We start from the raw sequence: 23,344 nt of genomic DNA, 5'->3' as shown, positions 1-23,344 counted from the left end.
GCGGGCTCCTTGTCAGCAGGCTATTTCTGCAAGATGGTGGTGTTGAGCGTAGTGCGAGGCAGAACGGTGGTATTGATCGTGGTGGTCGTGGGCGCCACGACGGGTGCTATGGGCGTGACCGTGGTTACCGGGGCGATCAGCGTTGTCGTAGGCACTGTCAGCAGTGGGGTTACGGTGGTGGTCAACACAGGCTCTTTCACCACGGTGGTGATGGGTAGTAGTGTGGTGGTCGTGGGGGCCACTATGCGGTCCGTAACCAGAGGTGCGGGGTCAATCACAGTGGTTCGCAGAGCACTGGGCTCGTTGACCACCGGCGTGGTGAGCACGGTACCGAGGGGTTTGAGCACGTCCCGGCGTGCTGCCAGGGAGGGGCGCAGCAGCGCTCCGGGTGCGATGGTTTTCTTCTCGCCGTTGTCGCTGCTGTTGTCCTTGGGGTCGCGAGAGTCAGTCTTCAGTTCCACCTTGTAGAAATCTGGAATCTTTTGCAGCATTTGTGGGGGACGTTCGGGCAGCATGCCTGCAAAGCCAATCTCCCCCCGCTTCAGCGCGAGCAAGCCGCCCTGGTTGCGGATGAAGGTTTCGCCATCGTTGACCTTGTCGTAGATGCCGGGGGCGCCCAACGCAGAAAAGGGCGAGGGCCCCTGGGGAATCACCATGGGCTCGTGGTCCGTACCCCGAATGCCCAGCGTCGCCGTGGTGGTGCGGATTTGGTAGGCCGCAGGGTTGGTGCGGCCAATCAGTCCGGTGATGGAGCGAAAACCGCCACGCACCAGTGACACTAAAAAGTTGGAGTTGGCGGGGTCCTTGTCGTCGTAAGCAAAACGGTCAATGACCATCTCGGTGCCAGATCGTATGGACATGTAGCCGCCGTCGTTCAAGCGAATTTGCACCAGTGCGCCTTCCGCCGTCACGATCTTGTCGCCCGACTTCACGTCGGCGCCCTTTTCCAACACCCGCTCTTGCCCTTGTGGATCAATGGCTTTCACAGTTCCGGTGACCGCCATGACCTTGGCTGCACTGACCTGTGCCATTGCCGTGGGGGCCAAGCCCAGGCACAGAGCCACGAACGCCATAGCGCGCAGCGCAGTGGTAGCGGGGCTCTGTTGCAAAGAAAACGTCATGCCCACAAACTCCCTATCCAACATCAATAGTCCAGACGCACGTTGATGGACGCGTCCGATTTGTCGTAGCCGTACAGATCGGCATTGCTAACGTTGCGCACATACGTCAGCTGCGGCCGGACCGACACGCCTTTGGTGACAGTCCAGGTCACGCCCAGAGACAGGTCATACAAAGACTCTTCCCGAGAAATGCCATACAGGCTGTTGGTGCCGGCGTACTTGGCGCTGGTGGCGCCGAAGGTGATGTAGGCACCCCAGCGGTCATTGAAGCTCTTCTGGAACAGGGCGCGTGGCCCGAAGAATTGTTTGTCGCCATCGTCCCGTCCGCCCGCCGCGACCTCAACCCCGCCCGCAGCACTGAGGCTGAATATGGCGCTGCCATCACCAATTGGCATGAGCCACCCTACCGACAGCGTGTTGGTTTGGGTGTTCTGGCTCTGGGCGCCCAAGGCCAGGTACTGGGCCCGGGTGGTGGATCCGCCCAGGGAAATTTGGTTGCCGCTCGCCAGGGCCAGGCGCCAATCAGCCGTTAGGCCTACGGTGTCGCGGTAGGGGGCGTTGTTCAGGGTGTAGTTGCCCGTGGTCAGGCCCGTGCGCAGCAGCCATGCACCGCCCGAGTAGCTCACCCCACCCCGCGCATCCAGCGTGGCATTGCAGGTGTTGTCGCAGTAGGTCTGGTAGGCGCGGCCACGGTAGTCTCCGCCCAAATACAGGCCCCATTGCTCGCTCAGCCGGTGGTTCAGCTCGCCGCCGAGACCCAGCGTGGCGTAGTTGTCGGATTTTTTGTCGGGAACATAGGTGCCGGCGGCCCCCGTGGCACTGCCGGGGTAGCTGAGCACGGCCGCGTCGTTAGCACTGGTGATGTTGGTGTCCCGGCCTATGCCCACCTCGGCATAGCCCGTGGCCACGGTGCGCTTGTCCTGGGCGCGGGCCTCCGCGGCCTTGACGTACTGCTCAACCGTGGTGCGCAGGTCCGGCGGTAGGTTTTGAAAGCTCAACACTGTTTCAAACTCGACACGTGCACGGCCATAGTCGCCCAGCGCGAAATAGGCCCGGCCCATGTCGGCCCGGATGCCCACATACGAGGGTGTGACCGCCAGGATGCGTTCGTAGACAAAAGTGGCTTTGCTGGGGCGGTTGCTCTCCAGCGCGGCGGTGCCTAGCAAGGAGTCGTAGACCGGGTCGCCGGCACCTTGCACTTCTTGAGGTTCCAGCAGTTGGTAGGCTTGTTCGGCCGATCCGGCCTTTAGCAGGGTCTCGGCGCGCTCCAGCAGGGCCTGGTCTACCTCTGCCCAAGCGGCAGAAGCCGCCAGCGCCAGGCACAGGCTGAGGGTGGTGAGGGTAAGGTGCCGCGCCGCACGGCTGGTTGGATGTGTCATCCCGGTATTCCTTAGTCAATCCACAGACTATCGACCTGTTTTATCGACTCTGTCCCAAGATAAGTATAGGAAGTCCAAGCCATTTCAGGCGGGATTTTCCCCAGTGGGCATGAAAATTTGGTGACCAGAGGAGGGATTGGGCGCACGAAAGGCCGCGGAGTCAGGCCAGGACGCTGGTGTCGGGGGAGATGGCGGAAGCTGTGAGATTCGAACTCACGGAGGACTCACATCCTCGCCGGTTTTCAAGACCGGTGCCTTAAACCGCTCGGCCAAGCTTCCAGAGCTGCGTATTCTAACTGCGCCCAGAGGGCGCTTTGCCTCAGGCGGCCTTGAGCATGCCGCGGGTTTCGATGAAGGCAATCACGTCCTGCACGCCGGTCAGGTCTTTCAGGTTGGTCATCACAAAGGGTTTCAGGCCTTTGGGCGTCGTGCGCATGCGTTCGGTGTCACTGCGCATCACGTCCAGGTTGGCGCCCACGTAGGGTGCCAAGTCGGTCTTGTTGATGACGAACAGGTCGCTTTTGGTGATGCCGGGGCCGCCCTTGCGGGGGATTTTTTCGCCCGCAGCCACGTCGATCACGTAGATGGTCAGGTCGCTGAGCTCGGGGCTGAAGGTGGCGGCCAGGTTGTCACCACCGCTTTCCACAAACACGATGTCGGCGTTGGGAAAGTCCACCAGCATGCGGTCAATGGCTTCCAGGTTGATGGAACAGTCTTCACGGATGGCGGTGTGGGGGCAGCCGCCGGTTTCCACGCCCATGATGCGTTCGGCCGGCAGCGCGCCGCTCACAGTCAGCAGGCGCTGGTCTTCCTTGGTGTAGATGTCGTTGGTGATGGCGACCAGGTCGTACTGCTCGCGCATGGCCTTGCAGAGCATTTCCAGCAGCGTGGTTTTGCCGGAGCCGACAGGCCCGCCAATGCCCACGCGCAGGGGGGGTAGGGTCTTGGTGCGGTTGGCGATGTGGTGCAGGGTGGACATGGGTTTGCTATGAATAAAGGAGCTGCTTGCGCAATGGATACGGGGGCTAGAGGCTGTTTATGACCTGAAGAGGCGGGAATACTGCACCTCATGCTGGCTGCTCAGGATGGCCAGCATGGGGGAAAAGGCCTGACGGCTGTCGTCGTCCACCGCCAGCGCATGGTCGATGGCGGCAGGTATCTCTGAGGTCAGTGAGGACAGGATGCGTTGGCCCGCGCTTTGGCCCAGGGGCACCGACTTGATGGCGGCCTGGGTCATGTTTTCGGCCCAGCCAAAGGCGTAGGCCAGCAGGCATTCGCGCACTGGGGCCTGCGTGGCGCTGGCCGCCAGCGCGTAGGCAAGGGGATAGGTCGGCTCCTGCCCGGCCAGCACGGCAATTTGCGCCGGCGTGGCCGTGGTGTGGTTCTTCAGCCATTCCAGCAGGCTCTTGCCCATCTGCTCGGTCTGGGCGCGCAGTTCAGCGCTCTCCCGTGTCTGCAGCACCCAGGCGTTGAGCTGGGCCACACGCGACATATCGTCTGCGCGCCAGGCGGCAATGCCCTGGGCCACGGCAGGCAGGTCGGAGCGCGCCAGCGTCAGGTGCAGCTGGTCCACGAGCCAGGCGGATGCTTCACTTTCTGTAGCGGCTCGCGCAGTGTCTACGGCGGCCTCCAGGCATTCTGAGTACGAAAACCCGCCGATGGGCAAGGCCGGCGAGGCCAGCCACATCAGCTGCATCAGGCTGGAATCGAGCATGGCGGTTCAGTGGTCGTGGCCGCAACCGGGGCCATGCACATGGGGCGCAGCAATGGGGATGGCAGACAGCTTGGCCTTGGCACCAGACGCTGAGGGTGCATGGGCGTGCCCATGGTCATGGTTGTGGTCGCCATGGTCATGCCCGTGGTGGTGACCACCGGAATGCCCGCCCGTGGCGTAGGCGCCGTTTTCTGGCTCAAAGGCCTCGTCCACCGCGTTCACGATCAGGTGCATGGCGCGCAGCATGTCGGCCAGCACGTGATCGGGCTCGATTTTCAGATGGTCGGGTTTCAGCTCAATCGGCACATGGCGGTTGCCCAGGTGGTAGGCGGCGCGGATCAAATCAAACGGCGTGCCGTGGTCGCTGCAATGCGTGATCTTGAGCACCGATTGCGGCGCCGCAATGACTTTCACCAACGAGCCATCCTCCGCCACCAGCACATCGCCGCCGCGCACGGCGGTGCCGCGCGCTAGAAACACGCCGAGCAGGCGCCCGCTGGAGTCGGTCGCGTCAAAGCGGCTTTTCTGGCGCACATCCCAGTCAAGTTCAACCGTGGCGGCGCGCTTGAGCAGTACGGGCGCCAGGCCTTGGCCTTGGGGGATGCATTTGGAGACTTGAAGCATGAATATTCCTTACCAGTTGCCGTAAGCAGCAACTATGCCGTGCCACAGCGCGTTGCGCTCAGCGCCCATGCGGGTGCCGCTGGCGTCGCCCGAGGCGTCTTTGGCCACGGCCATGTGCACGACGACGAGTTTGAGATCCGGGTCCACCAGGATGGCCTGGCCGTAGATGCCCAGCAGCGCAAAGCGGCGGTGGCTGCCCGGCAGCAGCCAGGTTTGCAGGCCATAGCCCATGTAGGTGCTGCCTTTGTTTTGCATGGTGCCGGGGCGGAAGGCGGGGGGCTGCAGGCTGGCATCGGTCATGCGCAGCAGGTAGTCGCGGGGGACGATGGCCTTGCCATCGCGCTGGCCGTCGTTGGCCAGCAGCAGGCCCAGGCGGGCATAGTCGTGCACCGTGGCGTTGAAGTTGCCGGCGGCCAGCTCGGTCTGGTCCACGGGGTTGGTCAGCCAGGTGGCCGCGGACTCGGCGCCCAGCGGCTGCCAGATCTTCTCACCTATGTACTGGCACAAACTGGTACCCGTGGCGCCGCGCAGCACCAGGCCCAGCATCTGGGTCTCGGCGCTGGCGTAGTTGAACAGCGTGCCCTCGGGCGCCACGCGTTCGGTGATGACCTGCGCGCCCGCAGCATTGCCCTGCGCGCGCGTGGTCTGGTTGAAGCGAGCCAGGTCGTCTTTGCCCGAATAGTCTTCAACAAACTGGGCGCCCGAGGCCATGCGCAGAAGGTTGATGATTTTGGTTTGGCCATACAGCGTGCCGGCCAACTTGGGCTCATACGTGGCGGCGGTGTCGTGCAATGATCGGATGCGGCCCTCTTCGAGCGCCTTGCCAAAGCCCAGCGCCACGATGGTTTTGGCCATGGAGTTGGACAGCAGGCGGTGTTCTGGCTTGCGGTCGTAGTTGCTGCGCTCGGCCACGATCTGCCCGTCCTTCAGCACCAGCACCGCGGTGGCGCGCTGGCGCTGTATGTAGTCGTCCAGCGTGAATGTTTTGCCGTCAAACTGGTAGCGGAATGCAGGCTCGCGGGTGGCTTTGGGCAGCGGCTGGGGTTGTGCAGAGGGCCCCAGCGTGCAATGGGCAGAGAGGCTGTCCATGGCGCTGAAGGAGCCCACGCGGTAGGCCTCCTGGTAGGCCTGGCCCAGGCGGGGCGCCACGGGGTAGCCTGCGGACTTGCCCAGCAGCTCTTCGTCCGGTGCGGCCCAGCCAGGTGCGTGGCCCAGCGCAAGCGCCAAACAGAGCAGAGTACGAGCGTAGTTCTTCATGCGCAGCAGTATGCCTGCGCACCCAAGGGGCAGTGCGCCACGCCTAGAACAAAAAGTAACGCTGCGCCAGCGGCAAACTCACCGCCGGCTCGCAGGTCAGCAGCTGGCCGTCGGCGCGCACGCTGTAGGTCTGCGCGTCGATTTCCATTTTGGGCAGGTAGCTGTTGTGCACCATGTGCTGCTTGCGCACGCCACGGATGTTCTTCACCGCCGTCACGTTCTTGGCCAGGCCAAAACGCTCTTTCACGCCCGCATTGAAACCGGCTTGCGACACGAAGGTGAACGAGCCCTTGGCCAGCGCGCCGCCAAAGGCGCCGAACATGGGCCGGTAGTGCACGGGCTGGGGCGTGGGGATGGAGGCATTGGGGTCGCCCATGGCCGCAAACGCGATAAAGCCGCCCTTGAGAATCAACGCAGGCTTCACACCAAAGAACGCGGGCTTCCACACCACCAGATCGGCCCATTTGCCGACCTCGATCGAACCAACTTCATGGCTGATGCCGTGGGCAATGGCGGGGTTGATGGTGTACTTGGCGATGTAGCGTTTGGCGCGGAAGTTGTCGTTGCGGCTGCTGTCTTCCGGCAGGCTACCGCGCTGCGCCTTCATCTTGTGCGCCGTCTGCCAGGTGCGGATGATGACCTCGCCGACACGGCCCATGGCCTGGCTGTCGCTGCTCATCATGCTGATCGCGCCCATGTCGTGCAGGATGTCCTCGGCCGCAATGGTCTCCTTGCGGATGCGGCTCTCGGCAAAGGCCAAATCTTCGGCAATGCCGGCGTCCAGGTGGTGGCACACCATCAGCATGTCCACATGCTCGTCCAGCGTGTTCACGGTGTAGGGCATGGTGGGGTTGGTGGAGCTGGGCAGGAAGTTGTCTTGCCCCACCACGCGCAGGATATCGGGGGCATGGCCACCGCCCGCGCCTTCAGTGTGGAAGGCGCACAGGCCGCGGCCCTTGGTGGCCGCAATGGTGTCCTCCACAAAGCCCGATTCATTGAGCGTGTCGGAGTGGATGGCCACTTGCGTGTCGGTGGCGTCGGCCACGTCCAGGCAGTTGCTGATGGCGCTGGGCGTGGTGCCCCAGTCTTCGTGCAGCTTCAGGCCAATCACCCCCGCGTTGATCTGTTCGTGCAATGCGGCGGGCAGGCTGGCATTGCCTTTACCCAAAAAGCCCAGGTTCATGGGGAAGGCGTCTGCGGCCTGCAGCATGCGCTCGATGTTCCAGGGGCCGGGCGTGCAAGTGGTGGCAAAGGTGCCCGTGGCCGGGCCGGTGCCGCCGCCCAGCATGGTGGTCACGCCGCTGGCCATGGCCTCTTCAATCTGCTGCGGGCAGATGAAGTGGATGTGGCTGTCGATGCCGCCCGCGGTGACGATGTTGCCTTCGCAGCTGATCACCTCGGTGCCAGGGCCAATGATGATGTCTACGCCGGGTTGCGTGTCGGGGTTGCCGGCCTTGCCGATGGCGACGATGCGCCCGCCCTTGAGGCCAATGTCGGCCTTGACGATGCCCCAGTGGTCCAGGATCAGCGCATTGGTCATCACGCAGTCCACGGCGCCTTCGGCGCGCGTCTTTTGCGATTGCGCCATGCCGTCGCGGATGGTCTTGCCACCGCCGAACTTCACCTCTTCGCCATAGGCTCCTGCGGCCAGGGTGTAGTCCTTCTCCACCTCGATGAGCAGGCCGGTATCGGCCAGGCGCACGCGGTCACCGGTGGTGGGGCCAAAGATTTCCGCGTAGGCGCGGCGTCCAATTGTTGCCATTACAGTTTTCCCTCGACGCTTGTGTCGATTGGTCCTTGCACGAGGCCGCGAAAGCCATAGACCACGCGGTCACCCGAGAAATCGACGAGTTCCACGGTGCGTTGCTGGCCGGGCTCAAAGCGCACGGCCGAGCCCGAGGGGATGTTCAGGCGCATGCCTTGCGCGGCCGCGCGGTCAAAGCCCAGCGCGCCATTGGTCTCGGCAAAGTGGTAGTGCGAGCCGACCTGGATCGGGCGGTCCGCCGTGTTTTTCACCACCACGGTCAGGGTGCGGCGGCCGGTGTTGAGGGCGTGTTCGCCCTCGTCAGTGATGATTTCGCCGGGGGTCATGCGGTGGCCCTCAGACTTGGGTGAAGAGGTAGACGCCGGCAAAGCCCAGCAAGCTACCCAGGCTGCCCAGCACCACGGTGCTGCGCGCGGCCAGCCAGCGGCGGATGGACAGACCCAAGCCCACACCACCCAGGTGCAGCGCCGCGGTGGTCAGCAAGAAGCCGACGGCGTAGCCCGCAAAGCCGGTCTCCGGTGTTTCCGCACCATGGGCCAGGCCGTGCAGCGAGGCGGCTGTGGCGATCAGCCCCAGGCCCAGCACCTTGGGCATGGGCTTGGCCGCGCCGATGAGCATGGCGCCGAACAGCACCACGGACAGCGCAATCGCATGCTCCAGATACGGTAGCGTCACGCCGCTGGCGCCCAGTACGGCGCTCAGCACCAGTGCCAGCAGGAAGGTAGCAGGGCCTTGCCAGGCCTTCTGGGCGGGCAGGGCGCTGACCGACCAGATGCCCACGGCCAGCATGGCCAGCAAGTGGTCCAGGCCGAAGGGGTGCGCCAGGCCTTCCATGAAACTCTCGGTTCCATGGCCGGTATGGGCACTAGCCCCCGTGGATAGTGCGCAAGCAGCTATCAAAAGAAGAGCATTTTTCAATGAGGGTCGCATACAGTCTCCGTGGGCTGGGTGTTCAGACAATGGGTTGGTGGACGGTGACCAGCTTGGTACCGTCGGGGAAGGTGGCTTCCACCTGGATGTCGGGGATCATCTCGGCAATGCCGTCCATCACGTCGGCGCGGGTCAGCACGGCGCGGCCTTCGCTCATGAGCTGGGCCACGGTCTTGCCGTCGCGGGCGCCTTCCATCACGGTGGCGCTGATCAGGGCGATGGCTTCGGGGTAGTTGAGCTTGAGGCCACGCGCCTTGCGCCGTTCGGCCAGCAGGCCCGCGGTGAAGATGAGCAGCTTGTCTTTTTCTCTGGGTGTGAGTTCCATGGCGGTCTTGTGGTGGCTGTTCGGTAGACGGGACTCTGCACTGTAAGCAATCCCTGTGCCCTTGTGTCTGTCCATACGCCAAACGACGCATCCGCGCGGGCCACCGGCGGGTGGCATGAAATCTGCACCCCTGGTGCTGTGCATCCACCCCCCACCCTGCCGCCCCCTGCCGAAGCCCCCGCCCAGCGGGTGGTGAAGATCCGCCGCGATTACAACAACTGGGTGGCGAGCGAGACCATGGAAGACTATGCGCTGCGCTATGCGCCGCAGCGCTTCCGCAAGTGGTCGACCTTCCGGGTCGCCAACACGGCGTTTGGCGCCTCGTCCTTCCTCATTCTGGAAGCCGTGGGCGCCACGCTGCTGGTGCAATACGGCTTTGTCAACGCGCTGTGGGCCATTCTGGCCACGGGGCTGGTGATCTTTCTGGCCGGTTTGCCGATCAGCGTGTACGCCGCCCGCTATGGCGTGGACATGGACCTGCTGACCCGGGGCGCGGGCTTTGGTTACATCGGATCCACGCTCACTTCGCTCATCTACGCGTCTTTCACCTTTATCTTCTTTGCGCTGGAGGCCGCCGTCATGGCCTATGCGCTGGAGCTGGCGCTGGACATTCCGCCCACCTGGGGTTACCTGATCTGCGCGCTGGTGGTGATTCCGCTGGTCACCCACGGCGTGTCCACCATCAGCCGCCTGCAGATCTGGACCCAGCCGCTGTGGCTGGTGATGCTGGTGGTGCCGTTCGGCTTTGTTTTGGTGCGCGACCCCGCTGTGTTTAGCGGCATAACGCACTACGGTGGTGAATTGGGTATTGGTGGGGCCTTTAATTTGCACTTGTTTGGTGCGGCATTGACGGTGGGCATTGCCCTGATTACCCAAATGGGGGAGCAGGCCGACTACCTGCGCTTCATGCCTGCACAAACCGCGGCCAACCGCCGCAGCTGGTGGCTGGGCGTGCTGGTGGGCGGGCCGGGCTGGGTCATTCTGGGCGTGGTCAAGATGTTGGGCGGTGCCTACCTGGCTTACCTGGCTATTCAGCACAGCGTGCCCACCGACCGCGCGGTGGACCCGAACCAGATGTACCTGGCGGCGTATGAGTATGTGTTTCCCTCGCTGGGCTGGGCGGTGGCGGCCACGGCGGTGTTTGTGGTGGTGTCGCAGCTCAAGATCAATGTGACCAACGCCTACGCGGGCTCGCTGGCGTGGAGCAATTTCTTTTCTCGCCTGACCCACAGCCACCCTGGGCGCGTGGTGTGGGTGCTGTTCAACAGCGTGATCGCCTTCATGCTGATGGAGATGAATGTGTTCCAGGCGCTGGGCGATGTGCTGGGCCTGTACTCCAACATCGCCATCGCCTGGATCATGGCGGTGGTGGCCGACCTGGTCATCAACAAGCCGCTGGGCCTGTCGCCCAAGGGCATCGAGTTCAAGCGCGCCTACCTGTTTGACATCAACCCCGTGGGCGTGGGCGCGATGGCGCTGGCGTCCGGCTTGTCGATTGCGGCGTACCTCGGGTTTTTTGGCGAACTGGCCAAGGCGTTTTCGGCCGTGGTGGCGCTGGTCACCGCCATGGTCACCGCACCCCTGATTGCCTGGGTCACCAAGGGCAAGTACTACCTGGCCCGCCAGCCGTCAGAGGCGCAGGGCGAGGGCAGCTATGCGCGGCTGGCCGTGCGCCGCTGCGTGATCTGCGAGCGCGAATACGAAGGGCCCGACATGGCCCACTGCCCGGCTTACCAGGGGCCCATCTGTTCGCTGTGTTGCACGCTGGACGCGCGTTGTGGCGACATGTGCAAGCCGCACGCCAACCTGTCCACCCAATGGTCGGCCGCGCTACGCTGGTTGCTGCCAAAATCGGTATGGCCGTTTCTGGACACGGGGCTGGGCCATTTCATTTTGCTGATGCTCATCATCGTGCCGCTCTTGGCCACGGTGTTTGGCATGTTCTACACGCAAGAGCTCGGCGCGCTGGCGGCCATGACCGAGCAGCAGGCCGCGTTGCAAGCCGCGCTGCGCTCGGGGTTTACCAAGGCGTTTGCCGCGCTCATGCTGATGTCGGGCATCGTGGCCTGGTGGCTGGTGCTGGCGCACAAGAGTCGCCAGGTGGCGCAGGAAGAATCGAACCGGCAAACCCATTTGCTCATGCGCGAAATCGAGTCGCATCGCCAAACCGACGAAGCCCTGCAGGACGCCAAGCTGTTGGCCGAACGCGCCAAGCAGGCTGCCGAAGCTGCCAACCAGGCCAAGAGCCGCTACATCAGCGCCATCAGCCACGAACTGCGCACGCCGCTCAATAGCATCCTGGGCTACGCGCAGCTGATGGGCGAGGACGCCTCCATCCCCGCCCACCGCAAACAGGCGGTCAGTGTGATTAAGCGCGGCGGCGAGCATTTGCTCTCACTCATCGAGGGCACGCTGGACATGGCGCATATCGAGAGCGGCAAGCTCACGCTGAATGTGAAGCCCATGCAATTCGCCAGTGGCATGCACGAGATCGCCGGCATGTTCGAGCTGCAGGCCGCGGCCAAGGGCCTGCAGTTCCATTTCGAGGTACAAGGCACCATTCCAGAATGGGTGCGGGCCGATGAAAAGCGCGTGCGCCAGATCGTCTTCAACCTGCTGGGCAATGCCATCAAGTTCACCCAGCAGGGCAGCGTGACGCTGCGTCTACGCTATGCGCGCGAGATGGCCCAGGTAGAGGTGCGTGACACCGGCCCCGGCATGGCGCAGGAGGATTTGGACCGCATCTTCGAGCCCTTCACGCGCGGCGCCAGCGCGGCGGGTGGCACGGCAGGTTCGGGTCTGGGTCTGACGATCGCCAAGATGCTCACGGACCTGATGGGCGGCGAGCTGTTGGCAAGCACGGCGCTGGGCGAAGGCTCGGTGTTCCAGGTGCGGCTGTTTTTGCCGGAGCTGCATTTGCCCGCGGGCCCGGCCGAATCCTCGTTGCCCGCCGCCGTGCGCAAACCGCGTCTGGGCTACATGGGCGCGCGCCGCAAGGTGCTGGTGGTGGACAACGAAGAGGCTGATCGCGAGCTGCTGGTGAGCCTGCTGCAGCCGCTGGGCTTTGAGGTGCGCACCGCCGCCAGCGGCCACGACTGCCTGGACCTGCTGGCCGCGGGCCTGCAGCCCGATGTGGTGCTGCTGGACCTGGCCATGCCAGGCATCGACGGCTGGGAGACGCTGCGCCGCATCCGCGCCAACCCGGCATTGGGTGGCGCGCAGCCGCAGGTGGCCATTGTGTCGGCCAATGCATTTGACCGCGGGCTGGACAACGGCTTGGGCCTGCCGCCGGAAGACTTCATCGTCAAGCCCGTGCGCCACTCGGAGCTGCTGGATTGGCTGGAGCGCCGCCTTGCCCTGCAGTGGCAGGACGTCGCCGCGAGCCCGGTGCGTGCCGCACCTATTCCACCATCTGCCGCGCCTGCGAAGCTGCCCCCGCGAGGGGAGTGCCTGGCCCTGCAGGAGCTGGTGCGGCTGGGTTTCTACCGCGGCATCATGAACAAACTGGACGCGATGGACACGGCCCACCCCGAATGCACGGCGTTCACCCAGTCCATGGCGGCGCTGGCGCGGCAGTACCAGTTCGAGTCCATGGCCGCCCAACTACAGAAAGCGCTGGATGCAAGCCCCACCCATTGACTCCCTGGACCGCGCCAACAGCGACGTGGTGCTGATCGTGGACGACGTGCCCGACAACCTCTCGGTACTGCACGACGCGCTCGACGAGTCGGGCTACACCGTGCTCATCGCTACATCAGGTGAAGCCGCGCTGCAGCGCGCCACGCAGGGTCTGCCCGATGTGATTTTGCTGGACGCGATGATGCCTGGCATGGACGGTTTTGAGGTGGCGCGCCGCCTGAAGGCTGCGCCACACACCACGCACATCCCCATCATCTTCATGACCGGGCTGACCGAGACCGAATACCTGGTGGCAGCGCTGGAATCGGGTGGCGTGGACTATGTGACCAAACCGATCAAACCCAAGGAAGTGCTGGCCCGCATGGGCGTGCACCTGGCCGGCGCGCGTGAGCGGCGCCAGACCCGCAACGCGCTGGATGCCTTTGGCTACGCCACCATCACCGTGCGCGCAGCCGATGGATGCCTGATGTGGCAAACCCCGCTGGCGCGCGAGCTGCTGGAGCGCTACTGCGGCACCCACGCACCGCAAACCCCGCCCGAGTTGCGCACCTGGCTGCAAGGCTGCGTGCAAACGCTGGAGCGCGGCGGGGAGCCCGCCAAGCTGAGCCTGGAGCGCGGCCCCAAGCGCCTGACCTTTCGCCTGCACCAACAGATTGGGGACAGTGATACGGGTGGTGATTGGCTCATCGTGATGCGTGAGGTCTCCGACACCGCGGTCATCGAAGCCATGAGCCTGTCCTTCAAGCTCACGGCCAAGGAGGCCGAGGTGCTCTATTGGGTCGTCAAGGGCAAGACCAACAAAGATATCGGTGACATCCTGGGCAGCAGCCCTATGACCGTGAAGAAACACCTGGAGCGCGTATTTGTGAAGCTGGGCGTGGAGACGCGCACGGCGGCGGCAGGCATGGCAATGTCTCGGATACGGCAGTTGCACCCGCAGTTTGAGGGGTAGCGCTGGGGTGGTGTTTTTGTGGGCGTTCCGGCGTACCATGCGGGGGCTCATGCGGCTGGATTTGCGTCCTCCCGTTAGCCACTAGAAAAAACAAATGGGTGCAATTCATTTCTTTTCTCAATCTGCAAGAACAGCGAGACGTTGGATATTGCAGTGGGTGTGGTGCGGCCTGGGGGCAGCATGTCTTGTGCAGCTGAGCATTCCAACGGCTTACGCGCAAACGCTGGTGTTGGCCGCGGCGGACAGTGTTCCGACTGCCTATGTGGACAACGGCAAACAAACCGGATTATTGGTGGACGTCATCAATGAAGTGTTCAAGCGAGCCGGGTATCCGGTTGAGATTGCCATCATGCCTTGGGCCCGTTGCCTTGCTGAGGTCAAGGCAGGCAGGATTGACGGCATTTTCTCGGTCTACCAGACACGTGAGCGTCAGGAGTTTTTGACCTACGCAGAAGAAGTCCTGATCACCCAGGTGCAGGCATTCTTTGTTCGCAAAGACTCGGCCGTCACCTTTGACGGCGATTTGAACAAGCTCTCAGAGTTGCGCATTGGGATCATCAACCAAACCAGCTATGGCCCGCGTTTGGATTCGGCGCTCGAAAAAGGGGTGTTCAAGAAGGTGGATCTTGCAAATAGCGCGTCCGCCAATATCAAAAAACTACTGGTTGATCGTGTTGACGTGGTCCCGTCGTATCGCCACGTGGCCCTCGATTCGGCCAGAACGATGGGTCTGGCGGGATCGATCAAGGAGTTGTCTCCGGCCATTGAAGCCATCCCCAGCTATCTGGCGTTTACCAATAAGAAGGACTACGCCAAGGTCATCAGTGCTTACAACCAGGCTCTTCGGGCGATGAAAAAAGACGGAACCTACGACGCGATATTCAACAAATACCTTGCCGGTTCTGAATCGCGTAAGGCGAATCCGGATTTGCAATGAATGGATGCTGACACTGCGACAATCCCCGCATGAGCACCGATTCGCCCAAACCCGCCTCCGCCACCAAGCAAGCCAACAATCCCCTGCACGGTAAAACGCTGGAGGCCATCGTGACCGAGTTGGCGGACTACTACGGTTGGGATGGGCTGGGCGAGCGTGTTCCGGTGCGCTGTTTTACCTTTGAACCCAGCGTGGGCTCCAGCCTCAAGTTTTTGCGCAAAACGCCTTGGGCGCGTGAAAAGGTGGAGGGGCTGTATTTGTTCATGCTGCGCGAGATGCGCCGCTCGGGCCACAAACCCTAACCACTCATCGGTTGGTGCCTGTCCATTCGGACTAATCGGGGAACTTATTCATTCAAATAATTTGGAATTAGTCGTCAATCTAATTCAAAATTGAAAAACTAATGCCCCCTAGACTCGAGGGCATGGCAATCTCCACTCCTTCCCCTGACACCACCGCCGTCCAACGCTACAGCCTGACGGCCATCGTGCTGCATTGGGTGCTGGGTTTTGCGCTACTGGCCTTGTTCGGTGTGGGTCTGTACATGGCCGATCTGCCGTTCTCGCCCATGCGTCTGAAGCTGTACAACTGGCACAAGTGGGCGGGTATCACGCTGTTGACACTCTCGGTGTTGCGCCTGCTCTGGCGCCTCACACACCGCCCGCCTGCGTTGCCCGCGCACATCGTGCAGGCCATGCCTGTCTGGCAGCATTGGGCGCACAACGCCACCCACTATGCGCTGTACGCGCTGTTCTTCGCCGTGCCGCTGATTGGCTGGGCCTACAGCTCGGCCGCCGGCTTCCCCATCGTCGTATTTGGCGTGCTGCCTTTGCCAGACTTCGTGCCGGCCGACAAAGCGCTGTCCGAACTCATCAAGCCCTGGCATGAGATCAGTGCCTTTGCCCTTGTGGCCCTGGCGGTGTTGCACGCTGCGGCGGCCTTCAAGCACCAGTGGTTTGACCGCGACGGCCTGATCGGCCGCATGCTGCCCGGCCGCGGCTGATTTCCGTTTTTTCCTTTGCACTCTGGAACCTGTATGAACACCTCTCGCCTTCTTGCATGCACCGTGCTGGCTGTCGCCACACTGGGAGCCTCCACCGCATTTGCCGAGCAAAAGCTGGTGCCCGCCCAAAGCGAAATCGTCTTTGTGAGCAAGCAAATGGGCGTGCCCGTGGAAGGCCGCTTCAAGAAGTTTGACGCGCAAATCGCCTTCGACCCCGCCAAGCCCGACACCAGCAAGATCGCCTTCACCGTGGACATTGCCAGCGCCACGCTGGGCGTGCCCGAGAGCGATGCCGAACTGCCACGCCCCAACTGGTTCAACACCGCCAAGTTCCCGCAGGCCACCTTCCAGTCCACCGCCGTCAAAGGCCTGGGCGGCGGCAAGTTTGAGGTGAGCGGCAAGCTCGCCATCAAAGGCGCCAGCCGCGATGTGGTCGTGCCTGTGGCGCTGACGCAAAGCGGCGCCACCACCACGGTCACCGGCACCTTCCCGCTCAAGCGTCTGGCCTTCAAGATTGGCGAGAACGAGTGGGCCGACACCTCTATGGTGGCCGACGACGTGCAGGTCAAGTTCAAGCTCGCGCTGACTGGCGTGGGCAAGCTCTAAGTTTTTCGTTTCTTTTTTCACCCAACCCGCACATCAGGAGTTTTCCATGCGTACCTCTTTCATCGCTGCCGCTCTGGCGCTTTCTGCTTTCGCCGGTGCTGCCAGCGCCGAATCCGCGACTTACAACCTGGATTCTTCGCACACCTTCCCCCGCTTCTCGTACAGCCACTTCGGTCTGTCTACACAACAAAGCCGTTTCAACAACACCACCGGCACCGTGACATTCGACCCAGCTGCCAAGACCGGTTCCGTGGACGTGGTGATTGACATGAAGGCTGTGGACACCGGCTTCACAGCCTTCAACGGCCACATCCAGGGCGAGGACTTCTTGGACACCGCCAAGTTTCCTACCGCCACTTTCAAGTCCACCAAAGTGGTGTTTGATGGCGACAAGCCTGCCAGCGTGGAAGGCAACCTGACCATCAAGGGCGTGACCAAGCCTGCGACCCTGAAGGTGGTGAACTTCGTGTCCACCACCCACCCCATGCTGAAGAAAGACGTGATCGGTGCGGAAGCCACGACCACCATCAAGCGCACCGATTTCGGCGCCGGCAAGTTCGCACCGTACGTGGGTGACGACGTGACCATTACCATCGCGCTGGAAGCCGTGAAGCAGTAAGCCCTGCCTGGCGTCAGCCACAAGCCAGCCCTTGTGGCTGGCTTTTTTTATGCATTTTTGGCCTGTAGCCCCCGTAAAACCTGCGCCAGCAGCTATTGAATTGGTAGCAAAATACCCCTGTTGATTGCTTTCAGACCTGTGCCATGACCTCATCCACCCACTCCCCAACACCCGATGCGGCGCCATGTGTGCTGCAGGTGCAAGACCTGCGCTTCGGGTTTGCCGGGCAGTGGTTACCGCTGCCCGCACAGCTGCGGATTCCGCCGGGGGTAACCTGGCTCAGCGGTGGCGAGGGCCGGGGCAAGACCAGCCTGCTGCGCTTACTGGCCGGCGACCTGCTGGCACCGGGCAGCAGCCTGCAATTGGGCGACGTGTCGCTCCACGCCCAGCCCGTGGCCTACCGCCAGCGGGTGGCATGGATGGACCCGCGCACTGTGGCGTTGGACCAGGTCAGTGCCGCGCAGTTTTTTGAGACTGCGGCTGCACGCTACCCGGCTTGGGACGGCGCGCTTTTGGCCGACCTGACCGAGGCGCTGGGCCTCACGCCGCATGTGGCCAAGCCGCTGTACATGCTGTCCACCGGCTCCAAGCGCAAAGTGTGGCTGGCCGCGGCGCTTTCCTCGGGCGCCGCGCTCACGCTGTTGGACGAACCGTTCGCAGCGCTGGACAAGGCGTCCATCCAGTGCGTGCTGGCGCTGCTGCAAGAGGCTGCCGCCCACCCGCGCCGCGCCTGGGTGGTGGCTGACTACGAGGCACCACCAGAGGTGCCACTGGCCCAGACCCTGGACCTGGGTGATTGATTTTTTGAGGAGACCGACCATGTCCCAACGCCTTCCCACCTATTTCATCTCGCACGGCGGCGGCCCCTGGCCCTATATGCCCGAGATGGCCGCTGCCATGCAGCCATTGGCCCAGTCACTGTCCGATATTCCACGCCAGTTGGGCGCAACGCCCAAGGCGGTATTAATGATCACGGCGCACTGGGAGGCGCGTGCCTTCACGCTGGGCAGCGGCCCAGCGCCGGGCATGGTGTATGACTACGGCGGTTTTCCGCCCCATACCTACCAAGTGGTGTACCCCGCGCCCGGCGCGCCCGCGTTGGCACAGCGCGTGCAGGGCCTGCTGGAGGCCGCGGGCCTGCCCGCGGCGCTGGACAGCCAGCGTGGCTACGACCACGGCACTTTTGTGCCGCTGGCCGTGATGTACCCCGAGGCCCAGGTGCCGGTACTGCAGATGTCGTTGCGCACGGGCCTGGACCCGGCCGAGCATCTGGCGCTGGGCCGCGCCCTGGCACCGCTGCGTGACGAAGGGGTACTCATCGTGGGCAGTGGTCTGAGTTACCACAACCTGCGCGCCTTTGGTCCGCAGGCCAAGGCACCGTCCAAGGCGTTTGACGATTGGCTGCAAGCCACGCTGGTAGCCCCGCCTGCGCAGCGCACCCACCAGCTGCTGGAGTGGGAGCAGGCTCCGGCGGCCCGCCTGTGCCATCCGCGTGAGGAGCACCTGCTGCCGCTGATGGTGGCTTTGGGTGCGGCCGAAACCGACACCGCCACCTGTGTCTACCACGAGGACGCTATTTTTGGTGGCGTCACCGCGTCCAGCTTCCGCTTCGACGCGGTCTAGGCGCTACAGCTGCTTTTCTTCGATGGGGTTGTTGCCGGCGGCAGGCTTGGGTTTGTCTGCCTGGAGGCGCTCGCGTTCCTGCTCGTAGTGGTCATACGCGGGGCCCTTGCCACAAGACTCGTTTTGCGCGCTATGGCCGGGCGGGCAGCGCTGGAAGCCGTCGTAAAACGCGCGTTCCCAGTGCACATCGGCGCAGCCGCCCAACACGGCGAGGGCCAAGCCGCAGAGCAGCTCTATCAGGGGCCGGGCGGTGCGGACGGAAGAAGAGGGGATGGGGCTGTGGGTCATGCGGTCTCCGGTTGGAGAAATAGTAGCAGGGCAGGCGGCCCACTCCAAATTGGTGCTCGTGCACCCTCGATGTGCCATCGGTAGGCGTGCGCAGCGGGCCATGCGGCCGGGGCTGTGCGGAGAAAAACCCACATCTTCCCTGTGCGATTGCGCCATCAGCGGGGCACGTCGCCCAGGGCCGACAGAGATTGGCATCGAATTTGCATAGCCTTTTGTGCGGGGGCAGCCACACTGGATTGCTTCTACAAATGACAGCTAGGGTTCCGGCCACTTGTTCGCAAGCGGTGTCTGGTCCGAGAGCAGTCGGCCAGCAGTGGCCACTACTTACCACTGCAGGCTCCACGGCGGGACAAAAGCCCGGGAGGTTCACTTCGTAATCGAGGTGGTCTCCCGCATTTGTCTTTCAACCTGGAGTCTTGCTATGTCTACTTCTCTCTTCTCGATCTCTCGTGCGTTCAAGCGCAGCGTTGTCAGTGCCTGCCTAGTGCTGACCGGCATCGGTGTGGCCAGCGTGTCCACGCCCGCCGCGGCCGAAGTCAAGGTTGGTGTGTCCGACTGGCCCGGCTGGGTGGCCTGGTATGTGGCGGAGCAAAAGGGCTTCTTCAAGAAATACGGCGCCGACGTCAAGCTGGTTTGGTTCGCCAACTACACCGACTCCATCGGGGCCTTGTCGTCGGGACAGCTCGATGCCAACTCCCAAACCTGGTCCGACACCTTGGGCCCTCTCGCCAAAGGGCTACCACTCAAAGCGATTCTGGTGAACGACAACTCGGCCGGCAATGACGCGCTGATGGTCGGCCCCAAAATCACGTCGTTTGCCCAGCTCAAGGGCAAGAAGGTAGCGCTGGAGCAGTACAGCATCTCGCACTTCGTATTGGCCACGGCGTTGGCCAAGAACGGCATGAAGCTCGGAGACGTGAAGATCGTCAACCTGTCCGCCGGCGACGCTGCGGCCGCATTCATCAGCGGCAAGGTGGATGCTGCGGTGCTGTGGAATCCCTGGGTCAGCCAGATCGAGAAGAGTGGCAAGGGCAAGGCCCTGTTCACCTCCAAAGACATGCCCGGCCTGGTGCCCGACCTGCTGGTGGCGCAAGACAAAGCCATCCAGACCAAGCGCAAAGAGCTGGTCGGCATGATCAAGGCCTGGTTCGACACCGAGAAGTTCATCCGCGAGCAGCCCGCCGAAGCCGCCAAGATCATGTCCAAGGTGGTCAGCATGTCGCCCGAGGAATACACCGTGTTCCTGCCCGGCACCAAGTTCTTCGATGCCGCCGCCAACACCCAGGCCTTTGATGCCAAGCAAGCGTTGTCGCTGTCCAGCACCGCGCCGACCATTGCTGCATTCTTGACGCAATACAAGCTCATCGACGGCAAGCCCGATGCCGCCAAAGGTATTGACGGCAGTCTGTTGCAAGACGCGCTGAAGTAAAGGACCGTTCCATGTGGTCCATACGACTGGCGATCTCGCGTCGCAGTTATGGCGTGCTGGCGCTCATCGGTTTGCTGGTGCCGCTGCTGGGCTGGGCCCTGCTCAGCGCCTTCGGCGGCGTCAGCCCGGTGTTTCTGCCCAGCCCCGACAAAGTGGTGACGCGCATTGGCAGCTGGGCCATGGAAGACGACCTGCTGGGCGATGTCGCCATCAGCACCCTGCGGGTGGTATCCGGCTGGGCGCTGTCCGCGCTGCTGGCGGTGCCGCTGGGTCTGCTGATTGGCAGCTGGCGCGCGGTGCAGGCGCTGCTGGAACCGCTGACCGACTTCATCCGCTACATGCCAGCCGTGGCCTTCATCCCGCTGGTGATGCTGTGGGTCGGCATCGACGAAGGCGCCAAGGTGGCCATCATCTTTATCGGCACCTTTTTCCAGATGGTGCTGATGGTGGCCGAGGACGTGCGCCGCGTGCCCATGGCGCAGATCGAGGCCGCGCAAACCATGGGCGCGACCCGGCGCGAGGTGCTGGAGAAAGTCATCCTGCCTTCCGCCAAGCCGGCCCTGCTCGACACCTTGCGCATCACCATGGGCTGGGCTTGGACCTACCTGGTCGTCGCCGAGCTGGTGGCTGCGAACTCGGGCCTGGGCTTTGCGATTTTGAAGGCCCAGCGCTTTCTGCAAACCGACAAGATTTTTGCCGGCATTCTGCTGATCGGCTGCATCGGCCTGGCCATCGACCAGCTGTTCCGCCTGCTGCACCGCAAGGCTTTTCCTTGGCTTCATGCACGTTAAGCAGCTATGAAAATCGAATGCAAAAACGTCTGGAAATATTTCGGCCAGACCACGGCGCTGAACGACGTGAACCTGGGCATCGCCAACAACGAGTTCGTGACACTGGTCGGCGCTTCGGGCTGCGGCAAGTCCACCTTGCTGCGCACGCTGGCCGGGCTGGAAACCCATAGCAAAGGCGATGTGTTGGTCGACGGCCGGCCCATCACCGGGCCAGGCCAGGACCGCGCCATGGTGTTCCAGCACTACAGCCTCTACCCCTGGCTGCGCGTATCGGAAAACATCCGCTTCTGCCGCCAGCTGAGTGCCCAGACCCGCGACCGCAGCAGCGCCGATGTCGAGGCCGCCTCGGGCCGCGCCGATGCACTGTTGCAGCTGATGGGGCTGACCGCCTCGGCCGATGCCTACCCGAACCAGCTGTCGGGCGGCATGCAGCAGCGCGTGGCGATTGCCCGCGCGCTGATGGGCAAGCCGCAGATCCTGCTGATGGACGAGCCCTTTGGCGCGCTGGACGCGCAGACCCGAGAGGTGATGCACGACCTGATCCTGCACGTGCACCGCCTGGAGCGCACCACCATCGTCTTTGTGACCCACGACGTGGAAGAGGCCATCTACCTCGGCCACCGTGTGGTGCTGATGGCGCCGCGCCCGGGCCGCATCGACTCAATCTACGACGTACCACTGCCCGCCAAGCGCGAGCAGGACATGAAGCTGGCGCCCGAGTTCCTGCGCCTGAAACGCCAGCTGCTGGACCGCATCCGCGAAACCTCCGGCATGAAAACCGACCTGGACCAATTGCGAAAACTCACGCAAATGGCCGACGAAAGGAACCCTGTATGAACCCCATCCCCGCTAACCGCCTGCTGTGGGAGGAACACCTCCCCGGCGGCAACCACTGGTCCGGCCGCCTGCGCCGCGGCACCGCTTTGCGCCTCACCGACCTGCAAGGCGGCGCCAATGTCTCCGCGCTGTTCTTCAACGCCGAGCAGCCGCTGGAGCGCTACAACATGCCCGACACCCTGAAGTCGCAGCACACCGCCTTCCTCACCGCCGGCTATGTCTGCCAGTCCGACATGGGCCGCGTACTCTGCTCCATCACCGCCGACAGCCTGGGCTGGCACGACACCTGGTGCGGCGTCAGCGACGCGGCCATGGTGCTGGCCCAGTACGGCGAAAAGCGCTACCAGCAGCACCGCAACGCCATGCACCGCAATGGCCGCGACAACCTGCTGATCGAGTTGACCAAATGGGGCCTGGGCGCACGCGACCTGGTGCCCAGTGTCAACTTTTTCAGCAAGGTGGTGCCCGATGCGGATGGCGCGCTGAGCCACGTCAGCGGCCACAGCGTAGCCGGCAGCTATGTCGATTTGCGCTTCGAGATGGACACGCTGGTCGTGCTCAGCAGTGCGCCGCATCCGCTGGATGCCAATCCGGTTTACGCCCCCGCCGATGTGCAGCTCAGCGCCTACCGCGCCGAGCCCGTGGCAGCCGACGACGCATGCCGCAACCAATGCCCGCAGAACGGCCGCGCCTTCACCAACACCGAACGCTACGTGGCGTCCACTGGAGCGGCAGCATGAGCAAACTATTGGAAAGCCCACTGAGCCCGGCCACCGCCGTGCTCGACGAAACCTGCCTGGCCGGCGACCCCTGGATGGCCACCGTGCGCGCCGGCCAGACGCTGCGCATTCTCGACCTCGAAGGCAACCAGGCGGTCGATACGCTGTTCTACAGCGCGGCCAACGCTGAGGAGCGCTACAGCGCCGCAGACACCATCGCCCGCAACGGCCAGCTGTACCTGGGCCTGGGCTCGCGGCTGTACTCCAGCGAAGGCCGGGTCATGTTGACCATCACCGCCGACACCTGCGGCCGCCACGACACGCTGGGCGGCGCCTGCTCCAGCGAGAGCAACACCGTGCGCTACGCCTTGGACAAGCGCCCGATGCACAGCTGCCGCGACAGCTTCATGCACGCGCTGTGCCACTGCCACGAGGCGGGCGTGCTGGGCTTGGGCAAACGTGACATCGCACCCAACATCAACTTCTTCATGAACGTGCCGGTAACGCCTGACGGCCATCTGAGCTTTGAAGACGGTATCTCCGGCGCCGGCAAGTACGTGGAGCTCAAGGCCGAGATGGATGTGGTGGTGCTGATCTCGAACTGCCCGCAGCTGAACAACCCCTGCAATGGCTACAACCCGACGCCGATCCGATTGCTGGTCTGGAATTGATTTGCTATTGAATTCATAGCTGCTGGCGCAGGTATTACCTGGGCTAGAGGCCGATTCTCTTTGAATGTTTGCCCGCGAGACGACTCGTGGTGCGCTATCCACTTGGTGGGACGAC

General features: G+C 63.3%; 25 protein-coding genes, 1 tRNA gene and 1 riboswitch. Of the genes, 14 read left to right on the top strand and 12 right to left on the bottom strand.

Going from position 1 to position 23,344, the window contains the following annotated elements:
- Positions 1-20: 20 nt before the first annotated feature.
- From AC097R_RS17475 to AC097R_RS17425, 11 genes are all read right to left on the bottom strand, one after another.
- Positions 21-1,121: a FecR family protein gene (locus AC097R_RS17475; protein ID WP_479599464.1), complete on the bottom strand. Its 1,101-nt coding sequence runs from the start codon at positions 1,119-1,121 to the stop codon at positions 21-23.
- Positions 1,122-1,144: 23 nt separating this feature from the next.
- Positions 1,145-2,500, bottom strand: a complete 1,356-nt coding sequence (locus tag AC097R_RS17470) for a surface lipoprotein assembly modifier (protein ID WP_479599463.1) — start codon at positions 2,498-2,500, stop codon at positions 1,145-1,147.
- 189 nt (positions 2,501-2,689) lie between these two features.
- Positions 2,690-2,779: transfer RNA gene (locus AC097R_RS17465), tRNA-Ser, on the bottom strand.
- Positions 2,780-2,819: 40 nt separating this feature from the next.
- Entirely contained in the window at positions 2,820-3,479 is a 660-nt protein-coding gene (gene ureG, locus AC097R_RS17460; RefSeq protein ID WP_479599462.1) for an urease accessory protein UreG, read from the bottom strand.
- A 57-nt stretch (positions 3,480-3,536) separates the two neighbouring features.
- A complete protein-coding gene (locus AC097R_RS17455) occupies positions 3,537-4,214 on the bottom strand; it encodes an urease accessory protein UreF (protein WP_479599461.1) in 678 nt (225 codons plus the stop codon).
- A gap of 6 nt (positions 4,215-4,220) precedes the next feature.
- Positions 4,221-4,838 (bottom strand): urease accessory protein UreE, encoded by a 618-nt coding sequence (gene ureE, locus AC097R_RS17450; RefSeq protein ID WP_479599460.1) that lies wholly within the window; start codon positions 4,836-4,838, stop codon positions 4,221-4,223.
- Between the two features lie 9 nt (positions 4,839-4,847).
- Entirely contained in the window at positions 4,848-6,095 is a 1,248-nt protein-coding gene (locus AC097R_RS17445) for a serine hydrolase domain-containing protein (protein WP_479599459.1), read from the bottom strand.
- 43 nt (positions 6,096-6,138) lie between these two features.
- Positions 6,139-7,857, bottom strand: coding sequence for an urease subunit alpha (gene ureC, locus AC097R_RS17440; RefSeq protein ID WP_479599458.1), 1,719 nt, complete (start codon positions 7,855-7,857; stop codon positions 6,139-6,141).
- Complete coding sequence (locus tag AC097R_RS17435; RefSeq protein ID WP_479599457.1) at positions 7,857-8,186, bottom strand: urease subunit beta; 330 nt, start codon at positions 8,184-8,186, stop codon at positions 7,857-7,859. Before AC097R_RS17435 ends, ureC begins: the two co-directional genes overlap by 1 nt.
- A 10-nt stretch (positions 8,187-8,196) precedes the next feature.
- Complete coding sequence (locus AC097R_RS17430; RefSeq protein WP_479599456.1) at positions 8,197-8,790, bottom strand: HupE/UreJ family protein; 594 nt, start codon at positions 8,788-8,790, stop codon at positions 8,197-8,199.
- Between the two features lie 22 nt (positions 8,791-8,812).
- Positions 8,813-9,115 (bottom strand): urease subunit gamma, encoded by a 303-nt coding sequence (locus tag AC097R_RS17425; protein WP_479599455.1) that lies wholly within the window; start codon positions 9,113-9,115, stop codon positions 8,813-8,815.
- 138 nt (positions 9,116-9,253) lie between these two features.
- Between AC097R_RS17425 and AC097R_RS17420 the strand changes: the two genes are divergently transcribed.
- The 9 genes from AC097R_RS17420 to AC097R_RS17380 all read left to right on the top strand — a co-directional run bounded on the left by AC097R_RS17420 (position 9,254) and on the right by AC097R_RS17380 (position 18,494).
- Complete coding sequence (locus AC097R_RS17420; protein ID WP_479599454.1) at positions 9,254-12,754, top strand: hybrid sensor histidine kinase/response regulator; 3,501 nt, start codon at positions 9,254-9,256, stop codon at positions 12,752-12,754.
- On the top strand, positions 12,735-13,706 hold the full coding sequence (locus AC097R_RS17415) for a response regulator (protein ID WP_479599453.1): 972 nt from the start codon (positions 12,735-12,737) through the stop codon (positions 13,704-13,706). Before AC097R_RS17420 ends, AC097R_RS17415 begins: the two co-directional genes overlap by 20 nt.
- Positions 13,707-13,800: 94 nt before the next feature.
- Positions 13,801-14,643, top strand: coding sequence for a substrate-binding periplasmic protein (locus tag AC097R_RS17410; RefSeq protein ID WP_479599452.1), 843 nt, complete (start codon positions 13,801-13,803; stop codon positions 14,641-14,643).
- Positions 14,644-14,672: 29 nt separating this feature from the next.
- Positions 14,673-14,945 carry a VF530 family protein gene (locus tag AC097R_RS17405; RefSeq protein WP_479599451.1) on the top strand — a complete coding sequence of 91 codons (273 nt, stop codon included), beginning with the start codon at positions 14,673-14,675 and terminating at the stop codon, positions 14,943-14,945.
- A 122-nt stretch (positions 14,946-15,067) separates the two neighbouring features.
- Complete coding sequence (locus AC097R_RS17400) at positions 15,068-15,646, top strand: cytochrome b (RefSeq protein ID WP_479599450.1); 579 nt, start codon at positions 15,068-15,070, stop codon at positions 15,644-15,646.
- Between the two features lie 33 nt (positions 15,647-15,679).
- Positions 15,680-16,252: a YceI family protein gene (locus tag AC097R_RS17395; RefSeq protein WP_479599449.1), complete on the top strand. Its 573-nt coding sequence runs from the start codon at positions 15,680-15,682 to the stop codon at positions 16,250-16,252.
- Positions 16,253-16,298: 46 nt separating this feature from the next.
- The gene (locus AC097R_RS17390; protein WP_479599448.1) at positions 16,299-16,871 is read left to right on the top strand and encodes a YceI family protein; all 573 of its coding nucleotides are present in this window, start codon (positions 16,299-16,301) and stop codon (positions 16,869-16,871) included.
- 143 nt (positions 16,872-17,014) lie between these two features.
- Complete coding sequence (locus AC097R_RS17385; RefSeq protein ID WP_479599447.1) at positions 17,015-17,671, top strand: ABC transporter ATP-binding protein; 657 nt, start codon at positions 17,015-17,017, stop codon at positions 17,669-17,671.
- A 19-nt stretch (positions 17,672-17,690) separates the two neighbouring features.
- Positions 17,691-18,494: a DODA-type extradiol aromatic ring-opening family dioxygenase gene (locus AC097R_RS17380; RefSeq protein WP_479599446.1), complete on the top strand. Its 804-nt coding sequence runs from the start codon at positions 17,691-17,693 to the stop codon at positions 18,492-18,494.
- Between the two features lie 3 nt (positions 18,495-18,497).
- Here AC097R_RS17380 and AC097R_RS17375 read toward each other — a convergent pair whose 3' ends face one another.
- On the bottom strand, positions 18,498-18,782 hold the full coding sequence (locus AC097R_RS17375; RefSeq protein WP_479599445.1) for a hypothetical protein: 285 nt from the start codon (positions 18,780-18,782) through the stop codon (positions 18,498-18,500).
- Positions 18,783-19,026: 244 nt separating this feature from the next.
- Positions 19,027-19,148, top strand: a riboswitch (guanidine-I (ykkC/yxkD leader).
- A gap of 55 nt (positions 19,149-19,203) precedes the next feature.
- On the opposite strand from AC097R_RS17375, the gene AC097R_RS17370 reads away from it, so the two are divergent.
- From AC097R_RS17370 to AC097R_RS17350, 5 genes are read left to right on the top strand one after another with little or no spacing between them, the layout of a single operon-like run.
- Complete coding sequence (locus AC097R_RS17370) at positions 19,204-20,211, top strand: ABC transporter substrate-binding protein (RefSeq protein ID WP_479599444.1); 1,008 nt, start codon at positions 19,204-19,206, stop codon at positions 20,209-20,211.
- A gap of 11 nt (positions 20,212-20,222) precedes the next feature.
- Positions 20,223-21,002, top strand: coding sequence for an ABC transporter permease (locus tag AC097R_RS17365; protein ID WP_479599443.1), 780 nt, complete (start codon positions 20,223-20,225; stop codon positions 21,000-21,002).
- A gap of 6 nt (positions 21,003-21,008) precedes the next feature.
- Entirely contained in the window at positions 21,009-21,839 is an 831-nt protein-coding gene (locus AC097R_RS17360; RefSeq protein ID WP_479599442.1) for an ABC transporter ATP-binding protein, read from the top strand.
- Complete coding sequence (locus tag AC097R_RS17355) at positions 21,836-22,579, top strand: urea amidolyase associated protein UAAP1 (protein WP_479599441.1); 744 nt, start codon at positions 21,836-21,838, stop codon at positions 22,577-22,579. Before AC097R_RS17360 ends, AC097R_RS17355 begins: the two co-directional genes overlap by 4 nt.
- Complete coding sequence (locus AC097R_RS17350) at positions 22,576-23,229, top strand: urea amidolyase associated protein UAAP2 (protein WP_479599440.1); 654 nt, start codon at positions 22,576-22,578, stop codon at positions 23,227-23,229. The genes AC097R_RS17355 and AC097R_RS17350 overlap by 4 nt, the downstream gene beginning before the upstream one ends.
- The last annotated feature ends 115 nt before the right edge of the window (positions 23,230-23,344 follow it).

It is taken from the genome of Rhodoferax sp. ZS1R25 (genome assembly GCF_056521335.1).
Note: the sequence above shows the minus strand (reverse complement) of the source record. Positions and strands in the feature narration are given on the sequence as shown.

Coding starts and splice junctions, on each gene's coding strand:
- AC097R_RS17470 (WP_479599463.1), bottom strand. CDS start 2,500: ATGACACATCCAACCAGCCGTGCGGCGCGGCACCTTACCCTCACCACC.
- AC097R_RS17350 (WP_479599440.1), top strand. CDS start 22,576: ATGAGCAAACTATTGGAAAGCCCACTGAGCCCGGCCACCGCCGTGCTC.
- AC097R_RS17395 (WP_479599449.1), top strand. CDS start 15,680: ATGAACACCTCTCGCCTTCTTGCATGCACCGTGCTGGCTGTCGCCACA.
- ureE (WP_479599460.1), bottom strand. CDS start 4,838: ATGCTTCAAGTCTCCAAATGCATCCCCCAAGGCCAAGGCCTGGCGCCC.
- AC097R_RS17475 (WP_479599464.1), bottom strand. CDS start 1,121: ATGACGTTTTCTTTGCAACAGAGCCCCGCTACCACTGCGCTGCGCGCT.
- AC097R_RS17415 (WP_479599453.1), top strand. CDS start 12,735: ATGCAAGCCCCACCCATTGACTCCCTGGACCGCGCCAACAGCGACGTG.
- AC097R_RS17375 (WP_479599445.1), bottom strand. CDS start 18,782: ATGACCCACAGCCCCATCCCCTCTTCTTCCGTCCGCACCGCCCGGCCC.
- AC097R_RS17365 (WP_479599443.1), top strand. CDS start 20,223: ATGTGGTCCATACGACTGGCGATCTCGCGTCGCAGTTATGGCGTGCTG.
- AC097R_RS17390 (WP_479599448.1), top strand. CDS start 16,299: ATGCGTACCTCTTTCATCGCTGCCGCTCTGGCGCTTTCTGCTTTCGCC.
- AC097R_RS17355 (WP_479599441.1), top strand. CDS start 21,836: ATGAACCCCATCCCCGCTAACCGCCTGCTGTGGGAGGAACACCTCCCC.
- AC097R_RS17370 (WP_479599444.1), top strand. CDS start 19,204: ATGTCTACTTCTCTCTTCTCGATCTCTCGTGCGTTCAAGCGCAGCGTT.
- AC097R_RS17405 (WP_479599451.1), top strand. CDS start 14,673: ATGAGCACCGATTCGCCCAAACCCGCCTCCGCCACCAAGCAAGCCAAC.
- AC097R_RS17430 (WP_479599456.1), bottom strand. CDS start 8,790: ATGCGACCCTCATTGAAAAATGCTCTTCTTTTGATAGCTGCTTGCGCA.
- AC097R_RS17435 (WP_479599457.1), bottom strand. CDS start 8,186: ATGACCCCCGGCGAAATCATCACTGACGAGGGCGAACACGCCCTCAAC.
- ureC (WP_479599458.1), bottom strand. CDS start 7,857: ATGGCAACAATTGGACGCCGCGCCTACGCGGAAATCTTTGGCCCCACC.
- AC097R_RS17445 (WP_479599459.1), bottom strand. CDS start 6,095: ATGAAGAACTACGCTCGTACTCTGCTCTGTTTGGCGCTTGCGCTGGGC.
- AC097R_RS17385 (WP_479599447.1), top strand. CDS start 17,015: ATGACCTCATCCACCCACTCCCCAACACCCGATGCGGCGCCATGTGTG.
- AC097R_RS17425 (WP_479599455.1), bottom strand. CDS start 9,115: ATGGAACTCACACCCAGAGAAAAAGACAAGCTGCTCATCTTCACCGCG.
- ureG (WP_479599462.1), bottom strand. CDS start 3,479: ATGTCCACCCTGCACCACATCGCCAACCGCACCAAGACCCTACCCCCC.
- AC097R_RS17455 (WP_479599461.1), bottom strand. CDS start 4,214: ATGCTCGATTCCAGCCTGATGCAGCTGATGTGGCTGGCCTCGCCGGCC.
- AC097R_RS17380 (WP_479599446.1), top strand. CDS start 17,691: ATGTCCCAACGCCTTCCCACCTATTTCATCTCGCACGGCGGCGGCCCC.
- AC097R_RS17400 (WP_479599450.1), top strand. CDS start 15,068: ATGGCAATCTCCACTCCTTCCCCTGACACCACCGCCGTCCAACGCTAC.
- AC097R_RS17410 (WP_479599452.1), top strand. CDS start 13,801: ATGGGTGCAATTCATTTCTTTTCTCAATCTGCAAGAACAGCGAGACGT.
- AC097R_RS17360 (WP_479599442.1), top strand. CDS start 21,009: ATGAAAATCGAATGCAAAAACGTCTGGAAATATTTCGGCCAGACCACG.